This is a genomic window from Mesorhizobium sp. M0058 (genome assembly GCF_040323095.1).
In the GTDB taxonomy this organism is placed as follows: Bacteria; Pseudomonadota; Alphaproteobacteria; order Rhizobiales; family Rhizobiaceae; genus Mesorhizobium.
On sequence record NZ_JAMYUQ010000008.1, the window covers coordinates 19,761 to 37,516 of the forward strand.

Annotated in this window: 19 protein-coding genes; 13 read left to right on the forward strand and 6 right to left on the reverse strand. The window is 63.6% G+C overall.

Going from position 1 to position 17,756, the window contains the following annotated elements:
• The first annotated feature begins 11 nt into the window (after nt 1–11).
• Together NKJ75_RS14940 and rpoH are read left to right on the forward strand one after the other, a co-directional pair.
• Entirely contained in the window at nt 12–1,070 is a 1,059-nt protein-coding gene (locus tag NKJ75_RS14940; RefSeq protein WP_352499879.1) for an RluA family pseudouridine synthase, read from the forward strand.
• 244 nt (nt 1,071–1,314) lie between these two features.
• Nucleotides 1,315–2,226, forward strand: coding sequence for an RNA polymerase sigma factor RpoH (gene rpoH, locus NKJ75_RS14945; protein WP_023670124.1), 912 nt, complete (start codon nt 1,315–1,317; stop codon nt 2,224–2,226).
• A 162-nt stretch (nt 2,227–2,388) separates the two neighbouring features.
• Here the strand turns inward: rpoH and NKJ75_RS14950 are convergent, their stop codons facing one another.
• From NKJ75_RS14950 to NKJ75_RS14965, 4 genes are all read right to left on the reverse strand, one after another.
• Entirely contained in the window at nt 2,389–3,261 is an 873-nt protein-coding gene (locus tag NKJ75_RS14950) for an MBL fold metallo-hydrolase (RefSeq protein WP_023690091.1), read from the reverse strand.
• 146 nt (nt 3,262–3,407) lie between these two features.
• Nucleotides 3,408–4,067, reverse strand: coding sequence for a peroxiredoxin (locus tag NKJ75_RS14955; protein WP_023683982.1), 660 nt, complete (start codon nt 4,065–4,067; stop codon nt 3,408–3,410).
• A 189-nt stretch (nt 4,068–4,256) separates the two neighbouring features.
• The gene (locus tag NKJ75_RS14960; RefSeq protein ID WP_023670127.1) at nt 4,257–4,622 is read right to left on the reverse strand and encodes a cell division protein ZapA; all 366 of its coding nucleotides are present in this window, start codon (nt 4,620–4,622) and stop codon (nt 4,257–4,259) included.
• 12 nt (nt 4,623–4,634) lie between these two features.
• The gene (locus tag NKJ75_RS14965) at nt 4,635–4,907 is read right to left on the reverse strand and encodes a DUF4164 domain-containing protein (protein ID WP_023670128.1); all 273 of its coding nucleotides are present in this window, start codon (nt 4,905–4,907) and stop codon (nt 4,635–4,637) included.
• Nucleotides 4,908–5,180: 273 nt separating this feature from the next.
• Between NKJ75_RS14965 and tkt the strand changes: the two genes are divergently transcribed.
• The 8 genes from tkt (at nt 5,181) to NKJ75_RS15005 (ending at nt 14,962) form a co-directional block, all read left to right on the forward strand.
• Nucleotides 5,181–7,172, forward strand: a complete 1,992-nt coding sequence (tkt, locus tag NKJ75_RS14970) for a transketolase (protein ID WP_023834989.1) — start codon at nt 5,181–5,183, stop codon at nt 7,170–7,172.
• A 155-nt stretch (nt 7,173–7,327) separates the two neighbouring features.
• The gene (gene gap / locus NKJ75_RS14975) at nt 7,328–8,338 is read left to right on the forward strand and encodes a type I glyceraldehyde-3-phosphate dehydrogenase (protein ID WP_023683984.1); all 1,011 of its coding nucleotides are present in this window, start codon (nt 7,328–7,330) and stop codon (nt 8,336–8,338) included.
• A 206-nt stretch (nt 8,339–8,544) separates the two neighbouring features.
• Entirely contained in the window at nt 8,545–10,431 is a 1,887-nt protein-coding gene (locus NKJ75_RS14980; protein WP_023745779.1) for a potassium/proton antiporter, read from the forward strand.
• A gap of 145 nt (nt 10,432–10,576) precedes the next feature.
• Entirely contained in the window at nt 10,577–11,779 is a 1,203-nt protein-coding gene (locus tag NKJ75_RS14985; RefSeq protein WP_023745778.1) for a phosphoglycerate kinase, read from the forward strand.
• A gap of 120 nt (nt 11,780–11,899) precedes the next feature.
• A complete protein-coding gene (locus NKJ75_RS14990) occupies nt 11,900–12,925 on the forward strand; it encodes a class I fructose-bisphosphate aldolase (RefSeq protein ID WP_023745777.1) in 1,026 nt (341 codons plus the stop codon).
• Nucleotides 12,926–13,099: 174 nt separating this feature from the next.
• Nucleotides 13,100–13,840 (forward strand): DUF899 domain-containing protein, encoded by a 741-nt coding sequence (locus NKJ75_RS14995; RefSeq protein ID WP_023683988.1) that lies wholly within the window; start codon nt 13,100–13,102, stop codon nt 13,838–13,840.
• 62 nt (nt 13,841–13,902) lie between these two features.
• Nucleotides 13,903–14,616, forward strand: coding sequence for an SGNH/GDSL hydrolase family protein (locus tag NKJ75_RS15000; RefSeq protein ID WP_023745776.1), 714 nt, complete (start codon nt 13,903–13,905; stop codon nt 14,614–14,616).
• 25 nt (nt 14,617–14,641) lie between these two features.
• On the forward strand, nt 14,642–14,962 hold the full coding sequence (locus NKJ75_RS15005; RefSeq protein WP_155924185.1) for a hypothetical protein: 321 nt from the start codon (nt 14,642–14,644) through the stop codon (nt 14,960–14,962).
• A gap of 9 nt (nt 14,963–14,971) precedes the next feature.
• Here the strand turns inward: NKJ75_RS15005 and NKJ75_RS15010 are convergent, their stop codons facing one another.
• Nucleotides 14,972–15,133 carry a hypothetical protein gene (locus NKJ75_RS15010; protein WP_023683991.1) on the reverse strand — a complete coding sequence of 54 codons (162 nt, stop codon included), beginning with the start codon at nt 15,131–15,133 and terminating at the stop codon, nt 14,972–14,974.
• Nucleotides 15,134–15,337: 204 nt separating this feature from the next.
• Between NKJ75_RS15010 and NKJ75_RS15015 the strand changes: the two genes are divergently transcribed.
• The 3 genes from NKJ75_RS15015 (at nt 15,338) to NKJ75_RS15025 (ending at nt 16,946) form a co-directional block, all read left to right on the forward strand.
• The gene (locus tag NKJ75_RS15015) at nt 15,338–15,508 is read left to right on the forward strand and encodes a hypothetical protein (RefSeq protein WP_023670139.1); all 171 of its coding nucleotides are present in this window, start codon (nt 15,338–15,340) and stop codon (nt 15,506–15,508) included.
• 182 nt (nt 15,509–15,690) lie between these two features.
• Nucleotides 15,691–16,101: a hypothetical protein gene (locus tag NKJ75_RS15020; protein ID WP_031199867.1), complete on the forward strand. Its 411-nt coding sequence runs from the start codon at nt 15,691–15,693 to the stop codon at nt 16,099–16,101.
• A 125-nt stretch (nt 16,102–16,226) separates the two neighbouring features.
• A complete protein-coding gene (locus NKJ75_RS15025; protein WP_023683994.1) occupies nt 16,227–16,946 on the forward strand; it encodes a helix-turn-helix transcriptional regulator in 720 nt (239 codons plus the stop codon).
• A gap of 63 nt (nt 16,947–17,009) precedes the next feature.
• Here NKJ75_RS15025 and NKJ75_RS15030 read toward each other — a convergent pair whose 3' ends face one another.
• Nucleotides 17,010–17,702 (reverse strand): DUF1013 domain-containing protein, encoded by a 693-nt coding sequence (locus NKJ75_RS15030; RefSeq protein WP_023670142.1) that lies wholly within the window; start codon nt 17,700–17,702, stop codon nt 17,010–17,012.
• Nucleotides 17,703–17,756: the final 54 nt, after the last annotated feature.

Here is a 17,756-nt window from a genome sequence, read left to right on the forward strand (position 1 = left end):
AACTTTTTTCGATGAGCGCTCATAGCGAAGAGACCCCTGAATTGATAGAGGCTGGACAATTCATAGAGGCGGCGCCGACCGTGCTCGAAGCCGGCGCGGAAGCGGCCGGCCAGCGCCTCGACCAGTGGCTGGCGAGCGCCCTCGGGCCTGACATGTCGCGCAGCCGGGTGCAGATGCTGATCCGGCAAGGTGCCGTTTCGATCGACGGCAAGCCGGTCGACGAGACCAAGCGCAAGATGTGTGCCGGCGAGCGCGTATCGGTCGTCATGCCCGAGCCGGAACCGGCCGAACCGCAAGGCGAGCCCATCGTGCTCGACGTGCTTTATGAGGACGACGAGCTGATCGTCATCAACAAGCCGGCCGGCCTCGTCGTCCATCCCGGCGCCGGCAACTGGACCGGCACGCTGGTCAACGCCCTGATCCACCACTGCGGCAACAGTCTTTCCGGCATTGGCGGCGTCAGGCGGCCGGGCATCGTCCATAGGCTGGACAAGGAAACGAGCGGCGTCATGGTGGTGGCCAAGACCGACCGCGCCCACAAGGCGCTGTCGGAGGCCTTTGCCGACCACGGCCGCACCGGCGACCTCGAACGTGCCTATCTGGCGCTGGTCTGGGGAATCCCGTCGCGGCCGGCCGGAACGGTCGATGCGCCGCTTGGCCGTGCCGCCGACCGCGTGCGCCGCGCCGTCGTGCCGGAAGGCCGTGACGATGCCCGCCACGCCGTGACCCATTTCACCGTCAAGGAGCGTTTCGGCGAGGGCCAGCAGGCGTTCGCCACCGCCAGCCTGGTCGAATGCCGGCTGGAAACCGGCCGCACCCACCAGATCCGCGTCCACATGGCCCATATCGGCCATCCCGTCATCGGCGACCCCGATTACGGCCAGGCCTTCCGCACCAAGGCCAACCGGCTGCCCGAGCGGCTGAAGGGTCAGGTCAAGGCATTTTCCAGGCAAGCTTTGCATGCCTGGCTCCTTGCATTTCGGCACCCGGCTACCCATTTATCGATGAGGTTCGAGGCGCCGATACCGGGGGACATGGAGGAACTCGTCGGCGGCTTTCGCAAACTCTGAACCCGAGCAATTCCAGGAAAAGTGTGAAACGGTTTTCCGTCCGGAATTGCGTCTAAACAAGCCAGCTAAAACCTGAGCGGCATTGTTCACTTCAGCGTGACACACTGTTTCGTGTTGAACAAATGCCTGTCTTTTCTGGTTTTGTTCCTATATAAATCAGTTGCCGCGGGCGAGCCTTTTGGTGCTCGCGTCACATGCCCGCCGCGTTTCGGGGGCATCACTCCAATAGAGAGGGGGCGCAATCATGGCCCAGTCACTACCCAGTATTGTTTCCGGCGAAGGCGGCCTCAGCCGCTACCTGGAAGAAATCCGCCGCTTTCCCATGCTTCAGCCGCAGGAAGAGTACATGCTCGCCAAGCGCTACGCCGAGCATGAAGACACCAGCGCTGCGCACAAGCTCGTCACCAGCCACCTTCGGCTCGTTGCCAAGATCGCCATGGGCTATCGCGGCTACGGCCTGCCGATCGGCGAAGTGATCTCGGAAGGCAATGTCGGCCTGATGCAGGCCGTCAAGAAATTCGAACCCGAGCGTGGCTTCCGCCTCGCGACCTACGCCATGTGGTGGATCAAGGCCTCGATCCAGGAGTACATCCTGCGCTCGTGGAGCCTGGTCAAGATGGGCACGACCGCCAATCAGAAGCGCCTGTTCTTCAACCTGCGCAAGGTGAAGGGCAAGATCCAGGCGCTGGACGATGGCGACCTCAAGCCCGACCAGATCACCGAGATCGCCACCCGGCTGAACGTGTCGGAAGCCGAAGTCGTGTCGATGAACCGCCGCCTGTCGGGCGACGCGTCGCTGAACGCGCCGATCCGCGCCAGCGAAGGTGAATCCGGCGAATGGCAGGACTGGCTGGTCGATGACCACGAAAGCCAGGAAGACATGCTGATCGAACAGGACGAGCTGGAAAACCGCCGCGGCATGCTGTCGGGTGCTTTGGCCGTGCTCAACGATCGTGAGCGGCGCATCTTCGAGGCACGCCGCCTCGCCGAGGAGCCGCTGACGCTGGAAGAGCTGTCGTCCGAGTTCGACATCAGCCGCGAGCGCGTGCGCCAGATCGAGGTGCGCGCCTTCGAGAAGGTGCAGGACGCGGTCAAGGCCGCCGCCAAGCGCCAGATGCAGGCGCTGCGCACGATCGAGGCGCAGCCCGCGGCGTAAAGCCGGGTTCGGCTAAGGAACAGAAGGCGGCGTCGGGAAACCGGCGCCGCCTTTTTTGTTTTGTCGTCCGTCGGCGGTTAGCGAAAGTCGGGCAACAGCTGATCTCCCCCCTTGAGGGGGAGATTGGCAGCTTCGGCGACGGCGCCACCAGCATGAACCGATCTACAGCCCATCCAGCGGAAACTTGAGATACCTTCGGCCGTTGGCCTCCGGTTCCGGCAGCCGTCCACCATTCATGTTGACCTGCAGCGCATGCAGGATCAGCCGCGGCATCGGCAGTGTCTTGTCGCGCGCTTCGCGCAAGTCGACGAACTCGGCTTCGCTGCGCGCCGCAACGAGGTGGATATTCTTTGCCCTCTGCTCGGCGACCGTGCTCTCCCAGCACGGCTCGCGGCCGCCGGCCTGATAGTCGTGGCCGACGAACACGCGCGTATCGTCCGGCAGCGCCAGAATGCCCTCAATCGAATGCCACAGCCGCGCGGCACTGCCGCCGGGAAAGTCCGTCCTTGCCGAGCCGCTGTCGGGCATGAACAGCGTGTCGTGGACGAAGGCTGCGTCGCCGACGACATAGGTGATCGAGGCGAGCGTGTGGCCGGGCGAGAACAGCACCTTGACCGGCAGGTTGCCGATCATGAACGTTTCGCCTTCCCCAAACAGCCGGTCCCACTGCGAGCCGTCTGCGGGGAAATCCGGCCAGTTGTAGATCGCCTTCCACAGCGCCTGGACTTCGATGATCCTGTCGCCGATCGCCGTCGGCGCGCCGGTCTTTTCCCGGAGATAGTGCGCCGCCGAGAAATGATCGGCATGCGGATGGGTGTCCAGGATCCACTCGAGCTCCAGCCCGTTTTCGCGGATAAAATCCAGCAAGGCGTCGGCATTCTTCGTCGCCGTCGCGCCGGATTTTTCGTCGAAATCGAGGATCGGGTCGATGACGGCGCAGCGTCTCGTCACCGGGTCGGTGACGACATACTGGATGGCGCCGGTCGGCTTGTCGTAGAAGCCGGCGACCTCAGGTTTGGCCGAAGCGATGTCCAATATCCGGCTCCCCTGCCCCTTGCCCGACAGGAACCGTTTTCTCCGTCGGGGCTGAACAAGAGCATGGTCATCTGGCAAAGCGCGCCGGTCAAGCACGCCTTGCCACAAATAGGACTGAAGCCCGAAATAGCTCCGACGGAGAAAACCTAGGCTGACGGCTGCTTGGTCTTCCTGAGATAGGGCAGGATCGTCTCGAAAGCGCCAAAACGCTTGACCGCATCTTCGTTCGAAACCGCGGCGGTGATGATCACATCCTCGCCCTGCTTCCAGTTGGCCGGCGTCGCCACCTGGTGCTTGGCGGTCAGCTGCATGGAATCGACCGCGCGCAGGATCTCGTCGAAGTTGCGGCCCGTCGTCATTGGGTAAGTCAGCACCAGCTTGATCTTCTTGTCCGGCCCGACGACATAGACCGAGCGCACCGTGGCGTTGTCGGCCGGCGTGCGGCCTTCCGACGTCTCGCCGGCGCCCGCCGGCAGCATGCCATAAAGCTTGGCCACCTTGAGGTCCTTGTCGCCGATCAGCGGGTAGTTCACCGTCTGGCCGGTCGCCGTCTTGATGTCGGCCTGCCACTTGTCGTGGCTCGCAACGGGATCGACGGAAATGCCGATGACCTTGACGTTGCGCTTCTTGAACTCGCCTTCGAGCCCCGCCATCGTGCCCAGCTCGGTGGTGCAGACCGGGGTGAAATTCTTCGGATGGCTGAACAGGATCGCCCAGCCGTCGCCGATCCAGTCATGAAACTTGATCGGCCCTTGCGTGGTCTCGGCGGTGAAGTCAGGCGCGATGTCGTTGATACGAAGGCTCATGGCATTATTCCCCAGCAACAGATTTCGTCAGGAGCGGCCGTGGACGGCGTCAACGCTCCGGCATTCCCGCATCTTAGCGCAAAAATCGCGGCTGCAGGACAATAGGAAACTATTATTGGCGACCGAACGAGCACTTTCGTTCTACGGACCGACGTTGGGCCGACAATCTTTCGTTTGTGCGGGGAAGACTCAGGCCTTGTTGACCGCCAGCGACGTGGCCAGGTCTTCCATGCGCTGGGCGAGCGCGCCGAGCGCGCTGGTCAGCACGGTGTCGTTCTTGTCGGCCTTGGTCAGCGCTTCGTCGCGCGTCTTGCGCAGTGTCTGCACTTCGGTCTCCATGCCCTTGACCCGCTTCTGCAGCTCCGAAAGCTCGTCCATCACCATGATGCCGGCCATCACCGTCAGCCGCTGGTCGCCGATCTCGCCGAACGAATCCTTCAGATGCGAGACATAACGGTCGAACCGCTCGGCGAGGTCGATCAGGTGCTCTTCCTGACCCTCGTCGCAAGCCATGCGATACTGCTTGCCGTCGATGGAAACCGTGACCTGTGCCATGGCCTGCAGCTCCTACCTGTCCAGCACCGCGCGGATGGTTTCCATGGCGGTCACCAAGCGGCGCGACACTTCCTTGTTGGCATCTTCCAGCCGTTCGGCGCGGGCTTCGGAATTGTCGAGTTCCTGCGCCAGCCGTGAACGGTCGGCGTTCATGCGCTGCACCTCAGCCTCGGCTTCGGAATAGTCGCGCTCGTGCTCGAGCTTGGCCGCGACGGCGTTTTCCAGCCCCTCGATGGCCTTGCCCAGCCTGTGGATGACTTCCTTGAGTGTGGTTTCGCCGGTCATGGCCTTCGTCCTGTGCCCTGCCCATCACCGAATCGCTTCGCGTTCAGAACGCGTTAACAAGGAAACATTAGGCACCGGGTGAAGGCAACGTCAACAAAGCTCTCGCGACTGTCCCCCGCTAACGCTAATGTAGGTCGCCCCATAAGGTCTCAAAGCCATCACAAGACCGGCAAATGTGCAGCCGATTTGTTGACTAAAAGCCCGTGGCTGCTATGTGTCGCGCACTCTTTCCTGGGCTCTGCCAAGCCCACAAATCCCCACCCCGGAGGTACCATGACGTCGCGTGAACAACATGACCGGATGGCCAATGCGATCCGTTTTCTCTCCATGGACGCCGTCGAGAAGTCCCAGTCCGGCCATCCCGGCCTGCCCATGGGCTGCGCCGACATCGCCACAGTGCTGTTCACCCGCTTTCTGAAATATGATCCGAAGAACCCCCATTGGCCGGACCGAGACCGCTTCATCCTGTCGGCCGGCCACGGTTCTATGCTGCTCTACTCGCTGCTGCATCTGACCGGTTACGAGGACATGACCCTCGACCAGATCAAGCATTTCCGCCAGCTGGGTTCCAAGACTGCCGGCCATCCCGAATACGGCCATGCCACCGGCATCGAGACGACGACCGGCCCGCTCGGCCAGGGTCTCGCCAATTCGGTCGGCTTCGCGCTCGGCGAGCGCATCATGAACGCCGCCTTCGGCAACGACCTCGTCGACCACTACACCTATGTGCTGGCCGGCGACGGCTGCCTGATGGAAGGTGTTTCCCAGGAAGCCATCGCGCTGGCCGGCCACCTCAAGCTCAACAAGCTGATCGTCTTCTGGGACAACAACAACATCTCGATCGACGGTCCGGTTTCGCTTGCAGACAACACCGACCAGGTCGCCCGCTTCCAGGCCTCGGGCTGGAATGCCAGCCACATTGACGGCACCGACCCCGAGGCGATCGCCTACGCCATCGAAGCCGCCCGCCATTCCGACAAGCCGACGATGATCGCCTGCAAGACGACCATCGGCTTCGGCGCCCCGACCAAGGCCGGCACCAACAAGGCGCACGGTTCGCCGCTCGGCGCCGACGAGATCGCAGGCGCGCGGAAATTCTTCAACTGGGACTCGCCGCCCTTCGAAATTCCGGCCGACATTCTCGACGCCTGGCGCACCGCCGGCAAGGCCGGCGCCAAGCCGCGCACCGACTGGGAAGGCCGGCTCGCCAAGGCCAAGCCCGAGCTGAAGGCCGAGTTCGAGCGCCGCCTCGCCGGCAAGCTGCCGTCGAATTTCGATGCCGTCATTGCCGACTACAGGAAGAAGCTGTCGGCCGACAAGCCGAAGGTCGCCACCCGCAAATCGTCGGAAATGGCGCTGGAAGTCATCAACGGCGCGGTGCCGGAAACCATCGGCGGCTCTGCCGACCTGACGGGCTCCAACAACACCAAGACCAGCCAGACCAAGAACATCACGCCGGACGATTACGGCCAGCGCTATGTCCACTACGGCATCCGCGAGCATGGCATGGCGGCCGCCCTCAACGGCCTGACGCTGCATGGCGGCCTCATCGCCTACGGTGGCACCTTCATGTGCTTCTCTGACTATGCCCGTCCGTCGATGCGGCTGGCGTCGCTGATGGGCATCCGCTCGATCTTCGTCATGACCCATGATTCGATCGGTTTGGGCGAAGACGGCCCGACCCACCAGCCGGTCGAGCACCTGGCGGCGCTCCGCGCCATCCCCAACCACAATGTCTTCCGTCCGGCCGACGCGGTGGAAACCGCCGAATGCTGGCAGATTGCCATTGAATCGGAAAAGACCCCGTCCACCCTGGCGCTGACCCGCCAGAACCTGCCGACGGTGCGCACCGAGCACTCGGCCAGGAACCTCTCGAGCCAGGGCGCCTATGAACTGGCCGCGGCGAGCGGCGAAGCGGCGGTGACGATCTTCGCGACCGGCTCCGAGGTCGAGATCGCGCTCGGCGCCCGTGATTTGCTTGAAAAGCATGGGCACCCGACCCGCGTCGTCTCGGTGCCTTGCTTCGAACTGTTCGACCAGCAGAGCGACGCCTACCGCAAGGAGACGATCGGCAACGCGCCGATCAAGATGGCGATCGAGGCCGGCATCCGCCAGGGCTGGGATCACCTGATCGGCTCCGACGGCATCTTCATCGGCATGACCGGCTTCGGCGCTTCCGGCACCATCGAGCAGCTCTACCCGCATTTCGGCATCACCGCCGAAGCCGCGGCCAAGGCGGCGGAAGCCCGCCTGCACGGCAAGTAAGATCAGGGTCAGTCCCGCGCACCTCCAAGGCGGATTCGCGGGGCTGGACCAACCTAATCGATTTAAATTCAGCCTTCTGCGGCTGGATTCTTGTGCCATCCGCCGCTATGAAGCTGCGGACCCATCTGCCGCCTCCAGCTCCCAGGGAGAGTAAAATGACCGTCAGAGTTGCCATCAACGGATTTGGCCGCATCGGCCGCAACATCCTGCGCGCCATCCATGAATCCGGCCGCAAGGACATCGACGTCGTCGCCGTCAACGACCTCGGCCCGGTCGAGACCAACGCGCATCTGCTGCGCTATGACAGCGTGCACGGCCGCTTCCCGCACGAAGTGTCGGTCTCGGGCGACCAGATCACCGTCGGCAAGGAGACCTTCAAGGTCACCGCGATCAAGGACCCGGCGCAGCTGCCGTGGAAGGAGCTCGGCATCGACATCGCGCTCGAATGCACCGGCATCTTCACCGCCCGCGACAAGGCTGCCGCGCATTTGACCGCCGGCGCCAAGCGCGTCGTCGTCTCCGCGCCTGCCGAAGGTGCTGACCTCACCGTCGTCTACGGCATCAACCACGACAAGCTGACCAAGGACCACATCGTCATTTCGAATGCGTCCTGCACCACCAACTGCCTGGCGCCGCTCGCCGCAGTGCTGCACGAGACCGTCGGCATCGAAAAGGGCATGATGACGACGATCCACTCCTACACCGGCGACCAGCCGACGCTGGACACCATGCACAAGGATCTCTACCGCGGCCGCGCGGCTGCCCTGTCGCAGATCCCGACCTCGACCGGTGCGGCCAAGGCGATCGGCCTGGTGCTGCCCGACCTCAAGGGCAAGCTCGACGGCATCTCGATCCGCGTGCCGACCCCCAACGTCTCGGTCGTCGACTTCAAGTTCATCGCCAAGCGCGCCACCACCGTGCAGGAGATAAACGAAGCGGTGATCGCCGCCTCCAACGGCAAGCTGAAGGGCATTCTCGGCGTCACCCATCATCCGAATGTGTCGATCGACTTCAACCACGATCCGCGCTCGTCGATCCTGGCGCTCGACCAGACCAAGGTCATGGACGGCAACTTCGTTTCGGTGCTGTCCTGGTACGACAATGAGTGGGGCTTCTCCAACCGCATGGCCGACACCTCGGTCGCCTTTGGCAAGACCATCGCCTGACCTGAAGGCATCGTCTCGCAGCTTCGAACGCCCGGCTGTGCCCGGGCGTTTTTCGTCAGCGCGCCGGGCAAGGCGCGCCGAGCCGCCAAACGCCGGAAAATCAGCGGCATAAGGCAAAAAGCCATCCTTGCGCCTTGCACCGGCCATGCCTTCGCCCCACTCTCCCGTGAATCGGTAGAAAGAGGAATTCGAGGGGCAAATCACGGATGGAGCATGCGATCTATCTCGTCACGCTGGTCGGCACAGCGCTAGTCGTCGCCGCAGCGTTCTCGAGCCTGATCGCCTTCCGCTTCGGCGCCCCTTTGCTGCTGCTCTTCCTCTGCATCGGCCTCGCCAGCGGCGTCGATGGTCTCGGCATCGAATTCGACAATGCGCGCGTGGCATATTTTGCCGGCTCGCTGGCGCTGGCGGTCATCCTGTTCGATTCCGGTTTCGGCACGCCGCTCAACGCGCTGCGCCAGGCGACCGGACCGGCGGTGTCGCTGGCGACCTTCGGCGTAATCCTGACCACTGGCCTGTTCGGCGCCGCCTCCTATTACCTGCTCGACCTCAGCTGGCTGGAATCCTTCCTGCTCGGCGCCGCGGTCGCCTCGACCGATGCGGCGGCCGTCTTCTTCCTGCTACGCGCCGGCGAGATCAATCTGCGCGAACGCGTGCGCGCGACACTGGAAGTCGAATCCGGCACCAACGACCCGATCGCCATCTTCCTGACCATCACGCTGGTCGAGATCATCGCCGCCCACGCCAATCCCGAGACCCATGTGCTGGTCACCGACCTGATCCTCGGCTTCCTGCTCAATATGGGGCTCGGCGCCGTCGTCGGCGTGCTTGGCGGGCTCGGCATCGTGCGCCTCGTCGACCGGCTCAACCTTGACCATGGCTTGCTGCCGATCTTCGTGCTGACCCTGTCGCTGATGGTGTTCGCCGCCGCCGGCGCCATTGGCGGCTCGGGCTTCCTGGCGGTCTATCTCGCCGGGCTGATTGCCGGCAACTCCGACATCCGCGCCGTCACCATCCTGAAGCGCTTCCAGGACGGCATGTCGTGGCTGGCACAGATCATCATGTTCCTGATCCTCGGCCTGTTCGCGACACCCTCGCAGTTTCCGGCGATCATGGTGCCGGCGGTGCTGCTCGGCCTGTTCCTGATGTTTGTCGCGCGCCCTGTCGCCGTCTGGCTCTGCCTGATCCCGTTCCGCCTGCCGCGTCCCGAGATCGCCTTCGTCTCCTGGGTCGGCCTGCGCGGCGCCGTGTCCATCCTGCTTGCCATCACCCCGCTGCTCGGCGGACTGGAGAACGGCCGCACCATCTTCAACGTCGCCTTCATCATCGTGCTGGTATCGCTGGTGGTGCAGGGCTGGTCGGTCGGTCCGCTGGCGCGCCGGCTCGGCCTGATCGTGCCGGCGAGGCTTGGGCCGCTCGACAAGGTCGAACTCGAACTGCCGGGCTCCGCCCACCACGAACTGCTCGCCTACCGCGTCGCGCCCGGCAGCCCGGTGGCGCGCGGCGAGCGTATCCCGCGCTGGGCACGGCCCTCGTTGGTGCTGCGCGACGGCCGCTCGATGCGTTTCCAGGACATGGGCCGGCTCGCGGCCGGCGACCAGGTTTACATCTTCGTGCCCGACCGCTATCCGCGCCTGCTTGACAAGCTGTTTGCCAGCCGCGCCGTAGTCGACCCCGAGGATGCCGACTTCTTCGGCGCCTTCGCCGTCGATCCCGCCCGCTCGGCCGCAGAGCTCGAGGCCGCATACACTCCGGGATTGAGCGAAGCCGAGCAGAAGCTCACCGTCGGCGCGCTGGTGACGGCGCGGCTCGGCGGCCATGCCGAATATGCCGACCGGGTGCTGATCGGCCCGATCGAATTGATCGTCCGCGACGTCGACGACAAGGGCAAGATCACCGGTCTCGGCCTCTCCTTCGAGCCGACCGCGCCGGTGGCGCGGGTTCCGGTGTTCCTGAGCGCCGGCGAGATCGGCGATCGTGTCTCCGCCTTCATCCGCAACTGGCGCAAGCCGACCGAGACGCAGACTGCAGAGGCGACAGCCAATGAGAAGGCCCTTGAGCCGACGGCGGAAAAGATAACGACAGAAGGCTGACAAGCGATCGGTTCACGCTGACGTCCCGCATCATCACGACAGCCTTCGCCTTGATCTCAAAATTTAGCTCGCACCCCGGCTCAAGCCTTGCATCGTCATCGATGCGAGGTATGGTCCCGGCGATTTTCCACGGAAAGGAACCCGCATGGCCGCCTTCAAGACACTCGACGATATCGGCAATATCAGCGGCAAGCGCGTGCTGGTGCGCGTCGACCTCAACGTTCCCGTCGCCGATGGCAAGGTCACCGACGCCACCCGAATCGAACGCATCGCACCGACCATCGCCGAACTGTCCGGCAAGGGCGCCAAGGTCATCCTGCTCGCGCATTTCGGCCGCCCGAAGGATGGTCCCTCGCCCGAATTCTCGCTGAGGCCGATCGCCAAGGCTACCGCGGAGGTGCTTGGCCGCCCGGTCGGCTTTGCCAGCGATTGCGTCGGCGACACGGCGGGCAGTGCGGTCGCCGCCATGAACAAGGGCGATGTGCTGCTGCTGGAAAACACCCGCTTCCACAAGACCGAGGAGAAGAACGATCCTGATTTCACAGAGCGGCTCGCCGCCAATGGCGACATCTTCGTCAATGACGCCTTTTCCGCCGCCCACCGGGCGCACTCCTCGACCGAAGGCCTGGCGCGGCTGTTGCCGTCCTATGCCGGCCGCACCATGCAGGCCGAGCTCGAGGCGCTGGAGAAGGGGCTCGGCAATCCGGTCCGCCCTGTCGTCGCCATTGTCGGCGGCGCCAAGGTGTCGACCAAGATCGACCTGTTGATGAACCTGGTGAAGAAGGTCGACGCGCTGGTGATCGGCGGCGGCATGGCCAACACTTTTCTCGCCGCGCGTGGCACCGCTGTCGGCAAGTCGCTGTGCGAGCATGACCTTGCCGCGACCGCCAAGCAGATCATGATCGAGGCCGCCGAGGCCGGCTGCGCCATCATCCTGCCTGTCGACGGTGTCGTCGCCAAGGAATTCAAGGCGGGTGCGGCCAGCGAGACCGTTGCCATTTCGGATGTCCCGGCTGACGGCATGATCCTCGATCTCGGCGAAAAGACCGTGAAGACGATCGGTGAATGGATCGACCGCGCCGCGACGCTGGTCTGGAACGGCCCGCTCGGCGCCTTCGAGATCGAGCCTTTCGACCACGCCACGGTGGCGGCGGCCAGGCACGCGGCGGCCCGCACCAGGGCCGGCAAGCTGGTCTCGGTCGCCGGTGGCGGCGATACGGTGGCCGCCCTCAACCATGCCGGCGTCGCCGACGACTTCACCTATGTCTCGACCGCCGGCGGCGCTTTCCTCGAATGGATGGAAGGCAAGCCGCTGCCCGGCGTCGACGTGCTGAAGAAACAAGCCTGACCGGATCGGGGGCGCAAAAACGGACGCCAGGAACTTTCAATCGATTCGAGCTTTCCGATCCCATTCCTTTGGCGGTAGACTTCCGTTACGCGCGGAACGTACCCCCTTAGGAGAAGAAAAATGAGCGAACGTCTCGAAGACATTGCCGCCGCGATGGTGGCCGGCGGCAAGGGCCTGCTGGCCGCCGATGAGAGCTCCGGCACCATCAAGAAGCGCTTCGACGTTATCGGCGTCGAATCGACCGCCGATAGCCGCCGCGACTACCGCGAGATGATGTTCCGCGCCAAGGACGCAATGACGAAGTACATCTCCGGCGTCATTCTCTACGACGAGACCATCCGTCAGAAGGCTGCCGACGGCACGCCTCTGGTCGACATCATCAAGGCGGCGGGCGCCATTCCCGGCATCAAGGTCGATGCCGGCGCCAAGCCACTCGCCGGCTTTCCCGGCGATACCGTTACCGAAGGCCTCGACGGCTTGCGCGAGCGGCTCGCAGATTATTACAAGCTCGGCGCCCGCTTCGCCAAATGGCGCGCGGTGATCGACATCGACACCGGCAAGGGCGTGCCCTCGGTCAATTCGATTGCCTCCAACGCCCATGCGCTGGCCCGCTATGCCGCACTGTGCCAGGAGGCCGGCATCGTGCCGATCGTCGAGCCGGAAGTGCTGATGGACGGCGCGCACGACATCGACACCTGCTACGACATCTCGAAGGCAACGCTGATCAAGCTCTATGACGAGCTGCATGCGGCGCGCGTTGTGCTGGAAGGCACCATCCTGAAGCCGAACATGGTGCTGGCCGGCAGGAAGTCGGGCAAGGTGAGCAGCCCCGAAGAGGTCGCGGAAAAGACCATAAAACTGTTCCGCGAAACCGTACCGGCAGCGGTGCCGGGCATCGCCTTCCTTTCGGGCGGGCAGTCGGACGAGGAGGCGACCGCCAACCTCAACGCCATCAACGCCATCGGGCCGCATCCGTGGAAGCTGACCTTCTCCTATGGCCGCGCCTTGCAGGCCGCCCCACAAAAGGCCTGGAGCGGCAAGGCATCGAACGTCGCCTCCGGCCAGGCCGCCTTCACCCATCGTGCCCACATGAACCATCTGGCGGCGCTGGGACGATGGACGGCGAGCCTCGAACAGGCCGCCTGAGCGCAGTCCTCCCGTTGTCATACAACCCGGGCCGATGCGCCCGGGTTTTGTTTATGACAAGGCGGGCTTGGGACGGAGTTCGCCCATCCTTATCTCCTTTTCGGCAAAAGCTGACGGCGATGTCGGTTTCTGCCCACCCCAAACGTCCTTGGGTGAACAGACAGGGAGAACTTCATGACTCGCAGCAAGGTGGTTTCGCGTGAAGACTGGTTTGAGGCGCACAAGGCGCATCTGGCGCGCGAGAAGGAATTGACACGGTTGCGTGAGCGCATCGCCGCCGAGCGGCGTGAACTGCCCTGGATGAAAATCCGCAAGGACTATGTCTTCGAGACCGAGCAGGGTCCGAAGAACCTGGCCGGACTGTTCGGCGCCAACAGCCAACTGATCGTCTACCACTTCATGATGACGCCAGGATCGAACCACCGCTGCGAAGGCTGCTCCTTCCTTGCCGACCATATAGACGGCGCCGATCAGCATCTCAGGCGCCACGACGTGTCGCTGGTGGTGGTTGCGCGCGCGCCGCTGGCGGAACTGCTGCCTTACAAGCAGCGTATGGGCTGGAAATTCGACTGGGTGTCGTCCTACGCCTCGGATTTCAACTTCGACATGCAGGTCTCCTTCACCGACAAGCAGATCGCGGCCGGCGACACCACCTACAATTTCGAGACGCGTCCGCGCACGTCAAAGGACCTTCCCGGCACCAGTGTTTTCTACAAGGACGAGAACGGCGACATCTTTCTCACCTTTATGTCGCGCGCCCGCGGCGGCGAGGCGCAGATCGGCACCTATGACTATCTCGATATGACGCCGAAGGGCCGCGGCGAAAATGGCCCTTATCAAAGCCTGATGGACTGGGTGCGGCTGCATGACGAATATCAGGAAAAGCAGGCGGCTAAGGAAAACTGCTGCGACTAGAAGCGCGTTCACCTGCGCCCAAACATGCGCTAAGGCTGCCGTTAACCTCTAACGGTACTGCCATGCGCTTCCCGGCCCTTCTTACCTGGCTCGCCTACCCCGTCTATGTCTGGCAGGGCATCGGCGTGCGCCGCCGCACCACCCGCATGCTGCCGGCACAAGGGCCGGTCATGCACGAAATATCGGGCAAGGCGCCGGCCATCTCGCTGCTGGTGCTGGGCGATTCCTCGGCCGCTTCCGTCGGCATCGGCAATTCCGAGAACGGGCTTGCCGCGCAGCTTGCCGTCATGATCGCGCAGCGAACCGGCCTTGCCGTGCGCTGGCGCGCCGCCGGCTTCAACTCGGCAACGTCGGGCCAGATCCGCGACCATGTGCTGCCCAATCTGTCGGCCGATCGGTGGACGCATATAGTGCTGGCCATCGGCACCAACGACACCAAGAATTTCCACTCGGTGCCGCGCTTCAAGAAAGAGTTCGGCGGCCTGCTTTACGCGCTGCGCGCCAAATGGCCGGAGGCCCGCGTCGTCTGGTCGCCGGTGCTGGAATTCACCCGTGCGCCGGCCATGCCGCCGCTGCTCGGCAAGATACTCGAAATCCGCGCTACCGCAATGAACCGCATGGGCGAGCGCCTCTGTTTCGAGCGCGGCGCCGTGCCGGCGCCACGGCTGCCGATCACCAACCCTGAGGCCGGCTTTGCCTCCGATGGCTTTCATGCCTCGGAAGCCGGTTACCGCGCCTGGGCCGAACATCTGGTCGGATGGGTGCTCGCCGATTGACCTGAGGGGGCACAAGCTCGGACTGGTGGGCTTCAGAGAACTGACGCGAGTATTTCCAAATACTGTTGATTGCAGCCTGCTTCCAATGGATCTGAGCCAGAATATCATCCAGCAGCAATGGACGAGCTACGGCCTGGATTCCGAAACCGGCAACGACACCTGCACGCTGACCGGCAACCGCGCCGAATCGAGCAAGCATGTCATTCCGGCCGGCCCGGCCAACGCCACGCCTTTTATTGCGGCGAACCTGCCGGAATTCATGACGACGCGCGGTGGCGATTACTTCTTCGTGCCCAGCCTCAACGCCATCCGGATGATTGCCATGGGAACGGTGGACCCGACCTGACCCTCAAGGCTATGCCCAGTGCCCCAGCGCACCCGCCAGCGCGATGGCCGCCATGGCGATCAGGGCCAGCTTCCAGAAATCGCCGCGCCGCTTCAGGCCCGGCCAGCCGAGCGGCTTGATCAGCTGAATGGCCATCATGCCGATGATGACGAGCGCGAGGAGTTTCGACATGCCCGCCTTTGAGCAGCATCGCGACAGGCTGTCAAAGCGGTTCTTGCATGGTCTCGGTCGACTTGGCCATTCCTGACAAAAGGCTCGTTTCCGAACCGACCGCCAAGCACCTCGCAGCTTTCTTCAACGAGCTGACATGCTCCTGACAGACTGCTGTCAGGAGGGGTATGCGATAGTGTCTCCATCAGAGAAGAGGAGATGGTCATGAACAGCTTTGGTATTTTGAACAGCGTACAGCACTATGTCGGCAAGATCCGCACGATGCGCAATGAAGTCCGTACCCAGCGCTTCCTGAACTCCTTGCCGGCGGACATCCGCAAGGACATTGGCTGGCCGGATATGTATGAGGGTCACAGCCGCATTCGCGAGATCTGAGGCGTTTTACATGACAATGCTTGGATGCGGACCCCGCAACGCCCGGATCATTGACATGGACCCCCGGGCGGCGACGCCTTGGGCTGGCGCAAAGACTTTTGGCGCCTGCTACGGACAATGCTGAAGGCTCCTGACAGAATGCTGTCAGGAGCACCATGCCATAAACGTGTCAGGAGACATGAATGGTGAAAAGCTGGAACGACAGGCTGAACACGCCGGGCGTCAACGGCGTGAAGCCGACGCCACGCACAATGGGCGACGTCGTCGAGGGCCAGCCGATGCTGGTGCCGACGGCCCGTCAGGTCGATGATTTCATCCGCACGATCCCCAACGGCCTCGAGATGGATGTACGCGCCTTGCGCACCGCGCTCGCCATCGAGCATGGGGCGCAAGTGACATGTCCGGTCACCATCGGCTATCATCTGCGAACCGTCGCCGAAGCCGCCAATGAGGATCTCGAACGCGGCATGACGCTGAACGATATCACGCCGTACTGGCGTGTGCTCGACGTGAACACGCCGACAACGAAGAAGTTGTCCTTCGGCGCGGAATTCGTCGCCGTGCAGCGCAAGCGCGAAGGACTTAAACCATAATGCGTGTCGCCCAAAAGTGCGCAGCGGTTTTTGGGAGAACGACAAGCATAAAACAGGACATGGATGTCACCCGGAACCGGTTTTGGCCCCATGACATTCACGACAAGCAGCCGAGGGACCATACGATGCGACGTGCCGACAGGCTCTTTCAGATCGTGCAGCACCTGCGTGGCGGCCGGCTGGTCACCGCCCAGAAGCTCGGCACATGGCTCGAGGTTTCCGAGCGGACCATCTACCGCGATATCGCCGATTTGCAGTCGACCGGAGTGCCGATCGACGGCGAGGCCGGCGTCGGCTACATGATGAGGGAGGGTTTCGACCTTCCGCCGCTGATGTTCACGCGTGACGAAATCGTCGCGCTGGTCGCCGGCGCCCGCATGGTGCGGGCCTTTGGCGGCGCGGCCATGGCGCGTGCGGCCGACGAGGCGCTGGTCAAGATCGGCGCCGTCCTGCCCGACGCCGAGAAGGACCGCATCGCCCGCACCGAGATCCACACGCCGATGTGGGTGGTGAGCGACGCCGCGCGTGAGGCGATCGACGTGATCGAGCGCGCTGTCGAGAAGCGACAGGTGCTGACCATCGACTACCGCGACGAGGCCGGCCGCGGCACCGGGCGTGACATCCGTCCGCTCGGTCTGTGGTTCTGGGGCAAGGTATGGACGCTGGTTGCCTGGTGCGAGATGCGCGACGATTTCCGCGCCTTCCGCATCGACCGCATCGCCTCGGTGGTCATCGCCGGCCGCATCTTCAAGCCTGAGCGAGGCAAGCAGCTTGCCGACTTCTACCGCGCCGTCGAACGCTCGGAGGACTATGGCATGACGCCGGACCGGGCGGCGCGCAGCTGAGACTTCGATAATCAATGAAAAAGCCCGCTCGAAGCGGGCTTTTTTGATGAACTGTCGCAAACCTTACTCGTCGTCCGCATCTTCCTTCTTGGACTTGAGCGCCGAGAGCTTGGCGAACACGGCGTTTGCGTCGAGCTCGGCATCCTCGTCCTTCGGCTTCTCCGGCGCCGGCACCAGGCGCTCGGTCACGGCAGCCGGCAGCAGCGTGTCGCCGACAGGCTGCGCCTGCTCGCGGCCGCGCGAGGCGCGGTTGACTTCCATGTCGAGGTCGATCTGCGAAGCGAGACCCAGCGTCACCGGGTCCATCGGCTGCAGATTGGCCGAATTCCAGTGCTTGCGCTCGCGGATCTGTTCGATCGTCGACTTGGTCGTGCCGACCAGGCGCGAAATCTGCGCGTCCTTCAATTCCGGATGGTTGCGGACCAGCCACAGGATGGCGTTGGGCCGGTCCTGGCGCTTCGACAGCGGTGTGTAGCGGGGACCCTTGCGCTTGGATTCCGGCACCCGCACCTTGGGGTCGGACAGTTTCAGGCGCTGGTTCGGATCCTTCTCGGCGCGCGCGATCTCGTCGCGGGTCAGCTGTCCGGTCATGATCGGATCCATGCCCTTGATGCCCTGCGCCGATTCGCCGTCGGCGATCGCCTTGACCTCGAGCGGATGCAACCCGCAGAACTGCGCGATCTGCTCGAAGGAAAGCGCGGTGTTGTCGACCAGCCAGACGGCGGTCGCCTTGGGCATCAGCAGCGTATTGGCCATTTCAAAAATCCTTCTCGTTCGCCCGCGTTCCCGCGCGGGCGGTGGTTTAGAGCC